The 14907-nt window shown below is 63.9% G+C and carries 12 protein-coding genes; 7 read left to right on the top strand and 5 right to left on the bottom strand.

What is annotated here, in order from left to right:
- The first annotated feature begins 15 nt into the window (after positions 1-15).
- Positions 16-3225 carry an efflux RND transporter permease subunit gene (locus AC3WOG_RS17325; protein ID WP_492579119.1) on the top strand — a complete coding sequence of 1070 codons (3210 nt, stop codon included), beginning with the start codon at positions 16-18 and terminating at the stop codon, positions 3223-3225.
- A 1-nt stretch (position 3226) separates the two neighbouring features.
- The gene (locus AC3WOG_RS17320; protein ID WP_492579118.1) at positions 3227-4777 is read left to right on the top strand and encodes an efflux transporter outer membrane subunit; all 1551 of its coding nucleotides are present in this window, start codon (positions 3227-3229) and stop codon (positions 4775-4777) included.
- A gap of 140 nt (positions 4778-4917) precedes the next feature.
- Here the strand turns inward: AC3WOG_RS17320 and AC3WOG_RS17315 are convergent, their stop codons facing one another.
- The gene (locus AC3WOG_RS17315; RefSeq protein WP_492579117.1) at positions 4918-6327 is read right to left on the bottom strand and encodes a nucleobase:cation symporter-2 family protein; all 1410 of its coding nucleotides are present in this window, start codon (positions 6325-6327) and stop codon (positions 4918-4920) included.
- A gap of 1 nt (position 6328) precedes the next feature.
- On the opposite strand from AC3WOG_RS17315, the gene AC3WOG_RS17310 reads away from it, so the two are divergent.
- The 4 genes from AC3WOG_RS17310 to fghA all read left to right on the top strand — a co-directional run bounded on the left by AC3WOG_RS17310 (position 6329) and on the right by fghA (position 10423).
- Complete coding sequence (locus AC3WOG_RS17310; protein WP_492579116.1) at positions 6329-6562, top strand: prephenate dehydrogenase; 234 nt, start codon at positions 6329-6331, stop codon at positions 6560-6562.
- 189 nt (positions 6563-6751) lie between these two features.
- Complete coding sequence (locus AC3WOG_RS17305; RefSeq protein WP_492579115.1) at positions 6752-8209, top strand: xylulokinase; 1458 nt, start codon at positions 6752-6754, stop codon at positions 8207-8209.
- A gap of 226 nt (positions 8210-8435) precedes the next feature.
- Complete coding sequence (locus tag AC3WOG_RS17300; protein WP_287200425.1) at positions 8436-9542, top strand: S-(hydroxymethyl)glutathione dehydrogenase/class III alcohol dehydrogenase; 1107 nt, start codon at positions 8436-8438, stop codon at positions 9540-9542.
- A 29-nt stretch (positions 9543-9571) separates the two neighbouring features.
- A complete protein-coding gene (gene fghA, locus AC3WOG_RS17295) occupies positions 9572-10423 on the top strand; it encodes an S-formylglutathione hydrolase (protein ID WP_492579114.1) in 852 nt (283 codons plus the stop codon).
- A gap of 70 nt (positions 10424-10493) precedes the next feature.
- Here the strand turns inward: fghA and AC3WOG_RS17290 are convergent, their stop codons facing one another.
- The 4 genes from AC3WOG_RS17290 to AC3WOG_RS17275 all read right to left on the bottom strand — a co-directional run bounded on the left by AC3WOG_RS17290 (position 10494) and on the right by AC3WOG_RS17275 (position 13716).
- A complete protein-coding gene (locus tag AC3WOG_RS17290; protein WP_492579113.1) occupies positions 10494-11276 on the bottom strand; it encodes a metal ABC transporter permease in 783 nt (260 codons plus the stop codon).
- The gene (locus AC3WOG_RS17285; RefSeq protein ID WP_492579112.1) at positions 11269-12210 is read right to left on the bottom strand and encodes an ABC transporter ATP-binding protein; all 942 of its coding nucleotides are present in this window, start codon (positions 12208-12210) and stop codon (positions 11269-11271) included. The genes AC3WOG_RS17290 and AC3WOG_RS17285 overlap by 8 nt, the downstream gene beginning before the upstream one ends.
- Positions 12207-13172: a metal ABC transporter solute-binding protein gene (locus AC3WOG_RS17280; protein WP_492579111.1), complete on the bottom strand. Its 966-nt coding sequence runs from the start codon at positions 13170-13172 to the stop codon at positions 12207-12209. The genes AC3WOG_RS17285 and AC3WOG_RS17280 overlap by 4 nt, the downstream gene beginning before the upstream one ends.
- 64 nt (positions 13173-13236) lie before the next feature.
- Entirely contained in the window at positions 13237-13716 is a 480-nt protein-coding gene (locus tag AC3WOG_RS17275; RefSeq protein WP_492579110.1) for a Fur family transcriptional regulator, read from the bottom strand.
- Between the two features lie 310 nt (positions 13717-14026).
- Between AC3WOG_RS17275 and AC3WOG_RS17270 the strand changes: the two genes are divergently transcribed.
- Positions 14027-14809, top strand: coding sequence for an L-iditol 2-dehydrogenase (locus tag AC3WOG_RS17270; RefSeq protein ID WP_492579109.1), 783 nt, complete (start codon positions 14027-14029; stop codon positions 14807-14809).
- The last annotated feature ends 98 nt before the right edge of the window (positions 14810-14907 follow it).

The following is a 14907-nucleotide window of genomic DNA, read 5'->3' as shown; positions in this document are numbered from 1 at the left end:
CAGGGAGCCTGCTTCATGGCAAAGTTCTTTATTGATCGCCCGATTTTTGCATGGGTGATCGCCATCATCCTGATGCTCGCGGGTATCGCGTCGGTGTTTACTCTGCCGATCGCGCAATACCCGACCATCGCGCCTCCGGCGGTGCAGATCAGCGCCGTGTATCCGGGCGCGTCGGCGAAGACGGTGGAAGACACCGTCACGCAGGTGATCGAGCAGCAGATGAGCGGCCTCGACCACTTGCTGTACCTGTCGTCCACCTCGGACGACTCCGGCACGGCGACCATCACGCTGACGTTCGCGGCCGGCACGAATCCGGACATCGCCCAGGTGCAGGTGCAGAACAAGCTGCAACTGGCGACGCCGCTTCTGCCGACCATCGTGCAGCAGCAAGGGATTAACGTCACCAAGTCGAGCAGCAGCTTCCTGCTCGTGCTGGCGTTCAATTCCGAAGACGGCAGCATGAACAAGATCGACCTCGCGAACTACGTCGCGTCGAACGTCAAGGACCCGATCAGCCGTCTCGACGGCGTGGGTACCGTGACGCTGTTCGGCACGCAGTACGCGATGCGGATCTGGCTCGATGCGTCGAAGCTGACTAAGTTCAATCTGACGCCGGTCGATGTCCAGACTGCGTTGCAGGCGCAGAACGTTCAGGTGGCAGGCGGTTCGCTCGGCGGCACGCCTTCGGTGCCGGGCCAGATGCTGCAGGCAACGATTACCGAGGCGACCCTGCTGAATACGCCTGAGCAGTTCGGCAACGTGCTGCTTAAGGTGAACACGGACGGCTCGCAGGTGCGCATCAAGGACGTCGCGCACATCGAGCTGGGCGGCGAAAATTACAACTTCGACACGAAATACAACGGCAAGCCGACCGCCGGTCTTGGCATCCAGCTCGCGACGGGCGCCAACGCGCTGCAGACCGCGAAGAACGTGAAGACGAAGATCGACGATCTGTCGAAGTACTTCCCGCACGGCCTCGTCGTGAAGTACCCGTATGACACGACGCCGTTCGTGCGCCTGTCGATCGAAGACGTGGTGAAGACGCTGCTCGAAGGTATCGTGCTCGTGTTCCTCGTGATGTACCTGTTCCTGCAGAACCTCCGGGCAACGTTGATTCCGACGATCGCGGTGCCGGTGGTGCTGCTGGGTACGTTCGCGATCATGAGCGCGGTGGGCTTCTCGATCAACGTGCTGTCGATGTTCGGGCTCGTGCTCGCGATCGGTCTGCTGGTGGACGATGCGATCGTGGTGGTGGAAAACGTCGAGCGGGTGATGGCCGAGGAGGGATTGTCGCCACGCGACGCCACCCGCAAGGCGATGGAGCAGATCACCGGCGCACTGGTCGGCGTGGCGCTCGTGCTGTCGGCGGTGTTCGTGCCGGTCGCGTTCTCAAGCGGTTCAGTGGGCGCGATCTACCGGCAGTTCTCGCTGACGATCGTGGCGGCGATGGTGTTGTCGGTGCTGGTGGCGTTGATTCTCACGCCGGCGCTGTGCGCGACGATTCTCAAGCCGATCCCGAAGGGCCATCACGAAGTGAAGAAGGGCTTCTTCGGCTGGTTCAACCGGACCTTCGAATCGAGCCGCGACAAGTATCACAGCGGCGTGCACCACGTGATCAAGCGCTCGGGCCGCTGGCTCATCATCTACCTGGTGGTGATCGTCGCGGTCGGTCTGCTGTTCGTCCGTCTGCCGAAGTCGTTCCTGCCGGATGAAGACCAGGGGATCATGTTCGTGCTGGTGCAAACGCCGGCCGGCTCGACCCAGGAGCGTACGGCGCGTGCCCTCAAGGACGTGTCGGACTACGTGCTGAACCAGGAAAAGGACATCGTCGAATCGGCGTTTACGGTGAACGGTTTCAGCTTCGCGGGCCGCGGCCAGAATGCCGGTCTCGTATTCGTGAAGCTGAAGGGCTACGCTGAGCGCCAGCACGCGAACCAGAAGGTGCAGGCTTTGATCGGCCGGATGTTCATGCACTTCTCGTCGTACAAGGATGCGCTGGTGTATCCGGTGAATCCGCCGTCCATTCCGGAACTGGGTACGGCATCGGGTTTCGACTTCGAGTTGCAGGATCGTAGCGGTCTGGGCCACGCGAAGCTGATGGAAGCGCGCAACATGCTGCTCGGCATGGCCGCGAAGGATCCGACGCTTGCCCAGGTGCGTCCGAACGGCCTGAACGATACGCCGCAATTCAAGATCTCGATCGATCATGAAAAGGCGTCGGCGCTGGGCGTGTCGCTGTCGGCGATCGACCAGACGTTCTCGATCGCGTGGGCCTCGGTCTACGTGAACAACTTCCTCGATACCGATGGCCGGATCAAGAAGGTGTACGTGCAGGGCGACGCGCCGTTCCGGATGAATCCAGAAGATCTGAACTACTGGTACGTGCGTAACACGGCGGGCGGGATGACACCGCTCAACTCGTTCGCGTCGGGCAACTGGACCTACGGTTCGCCGAAACTCGAACGCTACAACGGTATTTCCGCTGTCGAAATCCAGGGTGCAGCGGCGCCAGGCAAGAGTACCGGCCAGGCGATGGGGGCCATGGAAGCGATTGCGGCGAAACTGCCGGCGGGTATCGGCTATGAATGGACGGGCCTGTCGTTGCAGGAACGCCAGTCGGGTTCGCAGGCGCCGATCCTGTACGGCATCTCGATCCTCGTCGTGTTTCTGTGTCTCGCGGCGCTGTATGAAAGCTGGTCGATCCCGTTCTCGGTGATCATGGTGGTGCCGCTCGGCGTGCTGGGCGCACTGCTTGCCGCTACGCTGCGCGGGCTCGAGAACGACGTGTTCTTCCAGGTGGGGCTGTTGACCACGGTGGGTCTGTCGGCGAAGAACGCGATTCTGATCGTGGAATTTGCCCGCGAGCTGCAGCAGAGTGAAGGCATGGGGCCGATCGAGGCCGCGCTGGAAGCAGCGCGTCTGCGGTTGCGCCCGATTCTGATGACCTCGCTCGCGTTCATTCTCGGCGTGATGCCGCTCGCGATCAGTAACGGTGCGGGCTCGGCCAGCCAGCACGCGATCGGTACCGGCGTGATCGGCGGGATGTTGACGGCGACCTTCCTCGCGATTTTCATGATCCCGATGTTCTTCGTCGTGATTCGCGCGAAGTTCGGCGGCGAGAAGGAAGACCCGGATGCAGCGCTCGAACACTACAACCAGCACCATCCGCACGATCCGCAAGGTGGCGCGTCGGACGGTAACGGCTCGGGCAAGGACGGACATTGAGATGCAAAAACACTCTTTGATTGCAGTGGCGGTCGCGTTCCTCGCCGCGGGTTGCACGATGGCGCCGAAGTACGAGCGCCCGGCCGCACCCGTGTCGGGCGCCTTCCCGGCCGGCGGCGTGTACGAAACGCAGCCGGGTGCGACCCAGCCTGGCACGACGGGGCAACCGGGTGCATCGAGCGCCGCGCGCAGCGCGAATGGTCAGGCCGCCGCCGATATCGGCTGGCGCGATTTCTTCGTCGACGCGCGTTTGCAGCGGCTGATCGAAATCGCGCTGAAGAACAACCGCGATCTGCGCGTGTCGGTGCTGAATATTCAGGCGTCGCAGGCGCAGTATCAGATCGCCCGCGCGGCGCTATTCCCGACGCTCAACGCTGCGGCGTCGCAAACCAAACAGCGCACGCCGAAAGATCTGACCGCGACTGGCCTGACGATCTCCAACACCTACTCGGTCGGTCTGAACGCCTCGTGGGAAATCGACTTCTTCGGGCGGATTCAGAGCCTGAAGGACCAGGCGTTGGCTCAGTACCTGGCTACCGCCCAGGCGCGCAAGGCAGCGGAAATCTCGCTGGTGTCGCAGGTGGCGAATCAGTACCTGACGGTGCTCGAACTCGACGATCTGCTGAAAGTCACACAGGGCACGCTGAAGACCGCGCAGGAGTCGTACCGGATCACCAAGCTGCAATTCGAGACCGGCACCGGTTCGGAACTCGATCTGCGGCAGGCGCAAACGGTGGTCGAGCAGGCTAACGCGAACCTGCAGTCGCAGGCGCGTCTGCGGGCTCAAGCTGAGAACGCGCTGGTGCTGCTGATCGGTGAGCCGCTGCCGGCCGATCTGCCGCCGGGTACGACGCTGGACAACCAGAATCTCCTCACGGATATTCCGGCGGGCTTGCCGTCCGATCTGCTGACGCGTCGGCCGGACATCGCCGAGGCCGAGGAGAATCTGCTCGCGGCCAACGCGAACATCGGCGCGGCACGTGCGGCGTTCTTCCCGAAGGTCTCGCTGACCGGCAGTTTCGGCACGCTGAGCCCCACGCTCGGCGGTCTGTTCAAGCCGGGGTCGGCGGCGTGGAGCTTCGCGCCGTCGATCACGCTGCCGATTTTCGAGGGCGGTCAGAACAAGGCCAATCTCGATCTCGCCCACGTGCAGAAGAACATCCAGATCGCGACGTACGAAAAGGCGATCCAGACGGCCTTCCGCGAAGTGGCGGACGGACTGGCGGCACGCGGCACGTACGATCAGCAGATTCAGGCGCTCGAGCGCAATACCTTTGCCGAACAGCGCCGGCTGGATCTGTCGAATCTGCGCTACACGAACGGCGTCGACAGCTATCTGTCGGTGCTGACCGCGCAGACCGATCTGTATTCGTCGCAGCAGTTGCTGGTTACCGCGCGGATGCAGCGTCTGCAGAACCTGGTCACGCTGTATCAGGCTCTGGGCGGCGGCTGGATCGAGCGGAACGGCGAGCAGCCGCGTCCGGCCGATGCGCCGGTCGATTACGGCGCGGCAAGTGCGCCGGTGGCGGCTTCGGCAGCGACGGCGGGCTAAGGCTCGTAGCAGCGAGCGCGTGCGGCGGGTTCCTGTTTCAGGGAGCCCGTCTCACGCAGCCGGCAATGAAAAAACGCCACGGCATGCCGTGGCGTTTTTTTATCCGCAGCGCCTGCGCGGCGCTCGCTAGCGTGTGACGCTCAATGCACGTCCGCTGCCCGCGCCATCTCGTCACGTTGCGGTTCATTGCCGCCGCGCCCGTCGAAATCGTGCCCTGCCCTGCGAATTTCACACTGCGCTTTCTTCTCGCTTTTGACGCCGTTGAAGATCAGGTTCAGCACTACCGCCGACACCGACGCCAGCAAGATCCCGCTATGCAGGAGCGGCGACAGGGTAGGCGGCAGCTTCGAGAAGAATTGCGGCGACACCACCGGCACCAGACCCAGACCGATACTCACCGCGACGATGAACAGGTTGTGGTGGTTCTTCACGAAGTCGACCTTCGACAGTACCTTGATGCCGTTCGCCGCGACCATCCCGAACATCACGATGCCCGCACCGCCGAGCACGAAGGCCGGCACCGACGCCACCACTTGCGCCATCTTCGGAAACAGGCCCAGCAGCACCAGGATCACGCCGCCCATCGCGCAAACGAAGCGGCTCTTTACGCCCGTCACGCCGATCAGGCCGACGTTCTGCGAGAACGAGGTATGCGGGAACGAGTTGAAGATGCCGCCGATCAGCGTGCCCAGACCGTCGACGCGCAGGCCGCGCACCAGCGTCTTCTGATCGACCGGACGATCGACCATGTCGCCGACCGCGAGGAACATGCCGGTCGATTCGATGAAGGTGACGAACATCACGGTGACCATCGTCGCGATCGAGAGCGGATCGAAATGCGGCAGGCCGAAGTGGAACGGCATCACGAAGCCGACCCACGGTGCATGCGTAACACCTTCCATGTTGACGTGGCCGAGCGCCAGCGCGATCACGAAGCCCGCCACGATGCCGAGCAGCACGGAAATGTTGGCGATAAAGCCTTTGGCGAACTTGTTGATGAGCAGAATCAGCATCAGCACGAGCAGTGACAGGCCCAGATACACCGGATTGCCGTAGTCAGGATTGCCGACGCCGCCGGCTGCCCAGTTGATGCCCACCTCCATCAACGACAGACCGATCACCGAGATCACCACGCCGACCACGACCGGCGGGAAGAAGCGCAACAACTTGCCGATCGCCGGTGCGAGGATGATGCCCACCACCCCGGCCGCGATCGTCGAGCCGAAGATGTCGAGAATGCCGAGTGACGGATTGGTGCCGATCGCGACCATCGGACCGACGGCGGCGAACGTGCAACCCATGATGACCGGCAGACGGATGCCGAAGATCCACAGACCGAGCGTCTGAATCAGCGTGGCGATGCCGCAGGAAAACAGATCGGCGCTGATCAGGAACGCGATCTGGTCTTTCGGCAGCTTGAGCGCCGCGCCGATGATCAGCGGCACCGCAACTGCGCCTGCGTACATCACCAAAACGTGCTGAATGCCGAGCGTGAGCAACTGGCCCGCGGGCAGCCGCTCGTCGCACGGGTGAACCGTGTTCGATTGCATTTTGTCTCTCTCCACCATCTCGTTTTGGGATGGCTCCAAGGTATGCGGAACGAAAAAGTGCAACAAGACCACTGGGGCCTATTCCGGCATTCCCGGTGATGATATGCGCGAGGGTCGGTTGAAAGCCAAAAGAAATGCGCGCACCGCGCAAAACGGCGGCAAGCCCTATGCAGCGGCGACGCATGGCGCCGCGCGGCGCGGCCCGACTTCAGGTGATATGTGTGAGAATCAATGAGGTGTATCTCGCTGGGCGCATAGTGCTGTTTTCGTGTGGCTCGCGGCGTGGCGGGGTTAACCCGCGAATTACGGTTTTCCGCGTGAGTTTGAACGCGTTTCCGAAGCGGGCACGCGATGATGGACAATGCACCGTTCCCGGCACCTTCTGCGTGCTTATTCCCATGCCTGACCTGACGTTTTTTCGCCCATGAGTTTTCTTGGCATCGACCTCGGCACCGGCTCTCTCAAAGTAGCAATCGTCGACGAAAACGGCCGCGAGCAAGCGGCGGCGAGCGTCGCTTATGCGCTCGATACACCGCATCCCGGTTGGGCGGAAACGTCGGTGCAAACCTGGTGGCGCGCGCTCTGCGAAGCGGCGGCGCGTTTGCCCGCCGATTTGCGTCGCGACGTTCAGGCGATCGGCTTCTCCGGACAGATGCACGGCGTCGTGTTAATCGACGCCGATGGCGAAGCGGTGCGCCCCGCGATGCTCTGGCCCGACACGCGTGCCTTGACGTTGCTCGATCTATGGCCTGAGCCGCAAGCCAATCCTGTTGCGCCCGGCATGGCCGGTCCGTTGCTGCGCTGGATCGTGCAGCATGAGCCGCAGTCCGCGCAAAAGACGCGTTGGGCGCTGCAACCTAAGGACTGGTTGCGCGTCGCCTTGGGCGGCGTGGTCGCGACCGATCCGTCCGATGCCTGCGCGACCGCGCTTGCCGATCCCGCAGGCGTATGGGATCGCGCGTTGCTCGACCGGCTCGAGCTGCCGCATGAATGGTTTGCGCCGTTGGCGCCCGCGTATGCGGCGGGCGGCATGTTGTCGGAGCAGGCCGCGCAAACGCTCGGTCTGCGCGCCGGCATCGTGCTCGCGACCGGCGCCGCCGATACGCCATGCGCGGCGCTCGGCAGCGGCCTCGCTCGCGACGGCGACGCGCTGCTCACCACCGGCACCGGCGGACAGATCGTCGTGCTTGCCGAACACACGCCGGCCGCGGTGCGAGGCCTGCATCGTTATCGCGCGGCGAGCGATCACTGGTATCAGATGGCGGCGATGCAAAACGTTGGCGTCGCGCTTGAACGTGTGCGGGGCTGGCTGTCGTATGAGTGGGCCGATGCTTATCGGGAAGCATTCGGTGATGCGTCCGGTGATGCATTCGGCGGCACCGAAGCCGCCGCAGCGGGCCTTACGTTTCTCCCGTACCTCACCGGCGAGCGCACGCCCTGGCTCAATCCGGCCGCGCGTGGAGGCTGGCTCGGCCTCGCACTCGATCACACGCGCGGCACGATGATGCGCGCGGCTTTCGAAGGCGTGGCGTTCTCGTTGCGCGCCGGGCTCGATGCGATTCGCCAGAGTGGCGCGACGGTCGCCACATTGAAGCTCGCCGGCGGCGGTTCCGTGGATGCGCGCTGGCGGCAGTTGCTTGCAGACGCGCTCGACGTCGAGCTGCATGCGGTCGATTGTCCCAACGCGGCGCCGCGTGGCGCGGCGATCCTCGGCGGCCTCGCGAGCGGCCACTGGCATGCGGGCGATCTGGCGGCGTTGGCGCCGGGCGCAACGCGTGTCGCCGGTCCGCAAGGCGATGCAGCGCTCGCCGGGCGTTACGCGCGCTTTCTCGATCTCTATGGCCGCGTCGAAACCTGGTTTGGCGAAGACAAGGCCCAGTAACCGGGCCGATGTCACGTTCAGACAATGCCGCGACGCACTTTGCAATACCATGACGACTTTCGCGCGCTAAGTTATTCGTGGGGACGCGCTGCCGCGCGCCAGCCACACCATCGGTGCGTCGCGCGGTACACGAGATAACTGCCGCAGCCGAACCGCGACACCGGCGCGCCGCGAGAAATTTCGCCGCGACGCGCCACGCATTCACAGACTCATAGGAGCATTCACGATGAAGACCAAAGCAGCAATCGCATGGAAAGCCGGCGCCCCGTTGACGATCGAGGAAGTGGATCTGGAAGGGCCGCGCGCCGGTGAAGTGCTGATTGAAGTGAAGGCGACGGGCATCTGCCACACCGACTACTACACGCTGTCGGGCGCGGACCCGGAGGGCATCTTCCCGGCGATTCTCGGCCACGAAGGTGCCGGCGTGATCGTCGATGTCGGCCCGGGTGTCGGCACGCTGAAGAAGGGCGATCACGTGATTCCACTCTACACGCCGGAATGCCGCCAGTGCAAGTTCTGCCTGTCGCGCAAGACCAATCTCTGCCAGGCGATCCGCTCGACGCAGGGCAAGGGTCTGATGCCCGATGCCACGTCGCGTTTCTCGCTCGACGGCAAGCCGCTGTTTCACTACATGGGCACGTCCACGTTTTCGAACTACATCGTCGTGCCGGAAATCGCGGTGGCGAAGGTGCGTGAAGACGCACCGTTCGACAAGATCTGCTACATCGGCTGCGGCGTGACGACGGGCGTCGGCGCGGTCGTGTATTCGGCGAAAGTGGAAGCGGGCGCGAACGTGGTGGTGTTCGGTCTCGGCGGCATCGGCCTGAACGTGATCCAGGGCGCCAAAATGGTAGGGGCTGACAGGATCATCGGCGTCGATCTCAACCCGGGCCGGGTTGAGCTGGCGAAGAAGTTCGGCATGACGCACTTCATCAACCCGAACGAAGTCGAAAACGTGGTCGATCACATCGTGCAACTCACCGATGGCGGCGCCGACTATTCGTTCGAATGCATCGGCAACACGAAGGTGATGCGCCAGGCGCTGGAATGCACGCACAAGGGTTGGGGGCAGTCGTTCATCATCGGCGTGGCGGCAGCGGGCGAAGAAATCAGCACGCGTCCGTTCCAGCTGGTGACCGGTCGCGAGTGGAAGGGCTCCGCGTTCGGCGGCGCGCGTGGCCGCACCGACGTGCCGAAGATCGTCGACTGGTACATGGAAGGCAAGATCAACATCGACGACCTGATCACGCACCGTCTGCCGCTCGAACGGATCAACGAAGGCTTCGATCTGATGAAGAAGGGCGAGTCGATCCGCTCGGTCGTGCTGTACTAATAATTCTGAACTGAGCGAGGAGCATCGCGATGCTTGAGCTATTGTCGTCGCACGCCTGCCACGGCGGCGAGCAGCGCATCTACCGGCACGACTCGCAGACCATTGGTCTGTCGATGCGCTTCTCGGTGTATCTGCCGCCGCAGGCATTGCAGGCCAACGCGAACGTGCCCGCGCTGTTCTATCTCGCAGGCCTGACTTGCACCGAAGAGACCTTTCCGATCAAGGCCGGCGCGCAGCGCTTTGCCGCGCAATACGGCATTGCTCTGATCGCGCCGGACACGAGTCCGCGCGGTGCGGGCGTGCCGGGCGAAAGCGCGGCGTGGGACTTCGGCGTGGGCGCGGGTTTCTACGTCGATGCGACGCGAGAGCCGTGGTCGAAGCACTATCGGATGTACTCGTACGTGCGCGACGAGCTGCGCGAAACGGTGCTCGCCAATCTGCCGGTGGACGGCGCGCGCCTCGGCATTTTCGGGCATTCGATGGGTGGTCATGGCGCGCTGGTGCTGGCGCTGCGCAACCCGGAGATTTACCGCTCGGTGTCGGCGTTCGCGCCGATTGCCGCGCCTTCACGGTGCCCTTGGGGCAAGAAGGCGTTCGGCGGTTATCTGGGTGAAGACCGTGAGATGTGGAAGCAGTACGACGCGAGCGAGCTGGTCGCGCAGGCGTCGCATAAGTTCGCGGCAGGGATTCTGGTCGATCAGGGACTGGCGGATCAGTTTCTCGCCGAGCAGTTGAACCCGGACGTGTTCGAAGCTGCTTGCAAGGCCGCAGGACAGGCGCTGACGCTACGCCGCCACGCGGGCTACGACCACGGGTACTACTTCATCTCGACTTTCATCGAAGCTCACATCGCGCATCACGCGAAGGTGCTGCTCGATTGAAATAGCGCGGAGTGATGCGACGGCATGCAAGCGTGCCGTCGCCACCGCAGCGAGCGCGGCTCAGTGCCGCTCAATGCCGCCTCAGCAAACTCCCGCCATACACCAGCGCCGACAGCACGGTGATCCAGAAGCTCGTCGGCCAGTCGGTATAGAACGCCAGCGTCAGACCCAGCCACGCCTGCAACAGCGCGAACACGGCTGCGAGCACGAGACCGGTCGAGAGCCGTGTCGTCATGTTCTGCGCAGCGGCGGCCGGGCCGACCATCAGCGTGAACACCAGCAACACGCCGACGATCTGCGTACATGCCGCTACCGCCAGCGCCGCGATCGCCAGAAACAGCACGGACACCAGACGCAGCGACACACCCTTGGCTTCGGCCAATTCCGGCTGCAACGAAGCGAACAGCAACGGCCGCATGATCGCCGCGAGCGCCAGCAAACTGACGACGCCCAGACCCGCGAGCACGCCGAGCGTCGACGCATTCACGCCGAGCACATTACCGAACAGCAGCGCGGTGACTTGCGTCGCGTACGCGGTGAAGAAGTGCAGGAACAGCAAACCGAAGCCGAGCGACAGCGACAGGATCACGCCGATCGCCACGTCGCGTCCGGCAAGCCGCTCGCCGAGCGCGCCCATGCCGACACCCGCGGCCAGCGTGAAGCCGATCATTCCCCAGATCGGCGAGATGCCGATCAGCACCGCACCGGTCGCGCCCGTGAAGCCGACATGCGATAGCGCGTGACCCGCGAAGGTCTGTCCACGCATCACCAGAAAATAGCCGACCACTCCCGACAGCACCGCGACGATCCCCGACGCCGCGAACGCGTTCACCATGAAATCGTATTCAAACATCGTGCGTGTGTCCGTCGCGTGAGTCGTGCGTGTGTGAGTGGTTGTGCGCGTGGCTATGGCCACCGTTTTCGTCGTGTTCGTGCTCGTGATCGTGCTTTTCGACTTCGACGTCGCCCGACATCACGAAGATGCGGCCGTTCACGCGCATCACGTCGATCGGCGAACCGTACAGACGCGACAGCACGGGTTTGGTAATCACTTCATCGACGGTGCCGAGCGCGGCGACACCGCTGCCCAGATACAGCACGCGATCGAGCGAATTCAGCAGCGGATTCAGTTCATGCGCCGAGAACAGCACGGCGATGCCGAGTTCGTGCTGCACGCGCCGCACCAGTTCGACCACGCTCTTCTGATGATGCGGATCGAGACTGATCAACGGTTCGTCGAGCAGCAGCAGCTTGGGATTGCCGAGCAGGCATTGCGCCAGCAGCAGACGCTGACGCTCGCCCCCCGACAGTTCCGACAATGGCCGCGCGGCCAGCGCACGGCCGCCGACCAGCTCCAGCACCCGCTCGACATCCGCGCGGGTTTTGCTGTCCGCGTGCGGCACGCCCCAGCGGTGGCCGTCGGCGGCCATCGCGACGAAATCGCGGCCGCGCACGCGCCGGCCTGCCAGTGCGCTACGCGTCTGCGGCATATAGCCGATCGACGCATTGCCGCGCTCGACCGGCTGCCCCAGCACGCGAATCGCGCCGCTGACCGCCGGTACGAGACCGAGCACGGCGCGCATCAGCGTCGTTTTGCCCGCGCCGTTCGGCCCGAGCACGCCGATGAATTCGCCCTGGTTGACCACGAAGCCCGTGTCGCGCAGGATCGTGCGGCCACCGAGTTCCAGCGTCACGTGCTCGAGTTCGAGCACGGGCGCGTTGCCTCGCGCGTTGGCGGGCGCGCTTGTGGGTGCATTCGCTGGCGCGCTGCGGCCAGTCACATTCATGGCGTTTTTCCTTTGCTGGCTGAGGCGCCCTGGCTGGCTCCGCTTGCATCGCCCGCGGCCAGCGCCGTGGAGAGCGCGTCGAGCTGCGTCAGCATCCACGTCTGATAGGTCTTGCCGGCCGGTTCGGTTTCGGTGACGCTCATGGTCGGCACCTTCGATTGCTGCGCGAGCTTCAACATGCGTTTGGTCAGGGCCTCGGTTGCCTGGCTGTTATAGATCAGAACGCGCACGCGCTTTTCGCGCAGATCGCGTTCGAACGCGGCGATATCGGCCGCGCTTGCTTCGGTGTTGTTCATCGTCGCCAGCTGGAAGCGCAGGTTGCGCATCGTCAGGCCCACCGCGTCCGACATGTAGCCGAACACCGGCTCGGTCGCCGTCACCGGCACGCCCGCGTAGCGGCCATGCAGTTCGGCGACCTTGGCGTCGATCGGTTTGAGCGAATCGAGAAACTTCGCGAGGTTCGCATCGTACGCCGACTTGTGCGCCGGGTCAGCCGCGACGAGCGCTGCGCTCACCGCGCGGGCCACCGCGGGCATGGTCGACGGTTCGTACCACAGGTGCGGATTATCGCCGCTCTTCTTGCCGACGAGTTCGGCGGCGACGATCGTAGTGCGCTTCGCGTTCTTCGCGGCGGCGAGCAGCCTGGCCATCCACGGATCGTAATCGGCGCCGTTGTAGACCACAAGGCTCGCGCGCTGCAACGCGCGCGCCGTCTTCGGGCTGGCTTCGAACAGATGCGGGTCCTGATCGGGGTTGCTGAGGATGCTCGTCACGTCGACCCGGTCGCCGCCCAGTTGCTGCACCACGTCGCCGTAGAAGTTTTCCGCCGCGACCACCGGGATTTTCGCGTCGGCGGCAAACGCGCCATGGCCGAGCGCGAACGCCGCGGCGCCCACGGCCACGTACTTCGACAGCTTCAGCGCACGGCGCGCCGCGTTCCACATCGAGTCGATTTTTTTCATCGTTGTTCTCTGTTGCGTGAGAGTTGAATGAACCACAAACGTTAGGAATGGCGGGCGCCCGCGTTCATCGCGACGCGCTGGCGGGCTTGGCGGCGTGGGCGCATACCGCGCACAGGCCGCTCAGTTCGACCACCTGGCGGTGCACTTCAAAGCCGTGCGCCGGCGCGCTATGCGACAGCTGTTCGGCGAGTTCGCCGCCGGGAATCTCGACGGTCGCACCGCACCGGTCGCAGATCAGAAACTGGCTGCGATGCGGTACGCCGACTTCGCAGCAGGCAAAAAACGCATTCTTCGATTCGATCCGATGAACGAAGCCGTGCTCCAGCAGGAAGTCCAGCGCGCGGTAGACGGTGGTGGGCGGCACGCGACCGCGCTGCGGTTCGAGCGCATCCAGCAGTTCATAGGCGCCGACCGGCCGGTCGCTGGCGATGATCGCGGCGTACACCTGGCGGCGCAGCGGCGTGAGCGCGAGGCCGTGCAGGGCGGCGTGCGCTTCGGCATGCGCAAGCCGCACGGCGGAGTGTTCTGCAATCGTGGTAGCCATCAGCGCGGACCTCCTGACGAACGGACAAGGCTTCGAAGTGAAGCAAGATCGAAATGATATAACATATCTTGAGTTTTTGTCAGCGCGTCGAGCAGAAAGCGGATCGGCCGTTCGCGGTTTCCCGTACGAGTGCGAATCGTGCCGGAGACGAGGCGCTGAACGCCTGCCGCGCTGCACCATCGAAATCTGCTCGCGCGGCTTGACATGACCCGGTGCGTATCCGATCATTCGATCACAAGCAGAGCAATTGTTCGCGCAATGAGCGTTCGCTCGCTGCGCCTCAAGAAGCAAAACGAACCGGAGACAAGCGGTGGCGGCACGATTGCAAGACAAGGTGGCCATTCTTACGGGCGCGGCAAGCGGAATCGGTGAAGCCGTGGCCCGGCGATATCTGGATGAAGGCGCGCGCGTCGTGCTGGTCGACGTGAAGCCGGCCGACAGTTTTGGCGAAGCGCTGCTCGCCGGCCACGCCGACCGGGTCCTCACCGTCAGCGCTGATGTGACGCGTCGCGACGATATCGAACGCATTGTCGCGAGTACGCTCGCGCGCTTCGGCCAGATCGACATCCTGTTCAACAATGCGGCGCTGTTCGATATGCGCCCGATCCTCGACGAATCCTGGGACGTGTTCGACCGCCTCTTCGCGGTCAACGTGAAGGGCATGTTCTTCCTGATGCAAGCCGTCGCCCGGAAGATGGTCGAGCAGGGCCGTGGCGGCAAGATCATCAATATGTCGTCGCAAGCCGGACGGCGCGGCGAGGCGCTGGTGTCGCACTACTGCGCGACCAAAGCAGCCGTGCTCAGCTATACGCAATCTGCGGCGCTGGCGCTCGCGCCGCACAAGATCAATGTGAACGGCATCGCGCCGGGTGTCGTCGATACGCCGATGTGGAATGAGGTCGACGCGCTCTTCGCCCGCTATGAAAACCGGCCGCTCGGCGAGAAGAAGCGCCTTGTCGGTGAAGCGGTGCCGCTCGGCCGCATGGGCGTGCCGGACGATCTGACCGGCGCCGCGCTGTTTCTCGCGTCGGCGGACGCCGACTACATCACCGCGCAAACGCTGAATGTCGACGGCGGCAACTGGATGAGTTGAACGCGGCTCATCATCGAACCAACCTGGAACAAATCCCGGAACAAACCGCAGGACACACCGCAGAACACACGCAGCATCACATAACGTACGAGAAAGGA

The sequence above is a fragment of the Paraburkholderia sp. FW306-02-B genome (assembly GCF_058782725.1).
This window is presented reverse-complemented; position numbering and strand designations above follow the sequence as displayed.

Coding starts and splice junctions, on each gene's coding strand:
- AC3WOG_RS17325 (WP_492579119.1), top strand. CDS start 16: ATGGCAAAGTTCTTTATTGATCGCCCGATTTTTGCATGGGTGATCGCC.
- AC3WOG_RS17320 (WP_492579118.1), top strand. CDS start 3,227: ATGCAAAAACACTCTTTGATTGCAGTGGCGGTCGCGTTCCTCGCCGCG.
- AC3WOG_RS17315 (WP_492579117.1), bottom strand. CDS start 6,327: ATGCAATCGAACACGGTTCACCCGTGCGACGAGCGGCTGCCCGCGGGC.
- AC3WOG_RS17305 (WP_492579115.1), top strand. CDS start 6,752: ATGAGTTTTCTTGGCATCGACCTCGGCACCGGCTCTCTCAAAGTAGCA.
- AC3WOG_RS17300 (WP_287200425.1), top strand. CDS start 8,436: ATGAAGACCAAAGCAGCAATCGCATGGAAAGCCGGCGCCCCGTTGACG.
- fghA (WP_492579114.1), top strand. CDS start 9,572: ATGCTTGAGCTATTGTCGTCGCACGCCTGCCACGGCGGCGAGCAGCGC.
- AC3WOG_RS17290 (WP_492579113.1), bottom strand. CDS start 11,276: ATGTTTGAATACGATTTCATGGTGAACGCGTTCGCGGCGTCGGGGATC.
- AC3WOG_RS17285 (WP_492579112.1), bottom strand. CDS start 12,210: ATGAATGTGACTGGCCGCAGCGCGCCAGCGAATGCACCCACAAGCGCG.
- AC3WOG_RS17280 (WP_492579111.1), bottom strand. CDS start 13,172: ATGAAAAAAATCGACTCGATGTGGAACGCGGCGCGCCGTGCGCTGAAG.
- AC3WOG_RS17275 (WP_492579110.1), bottom strand. CDS start 13,716: ATGGCTACCACGATTGCAGAACACTCCGCCGTGCGGCTTGCGCATGCC.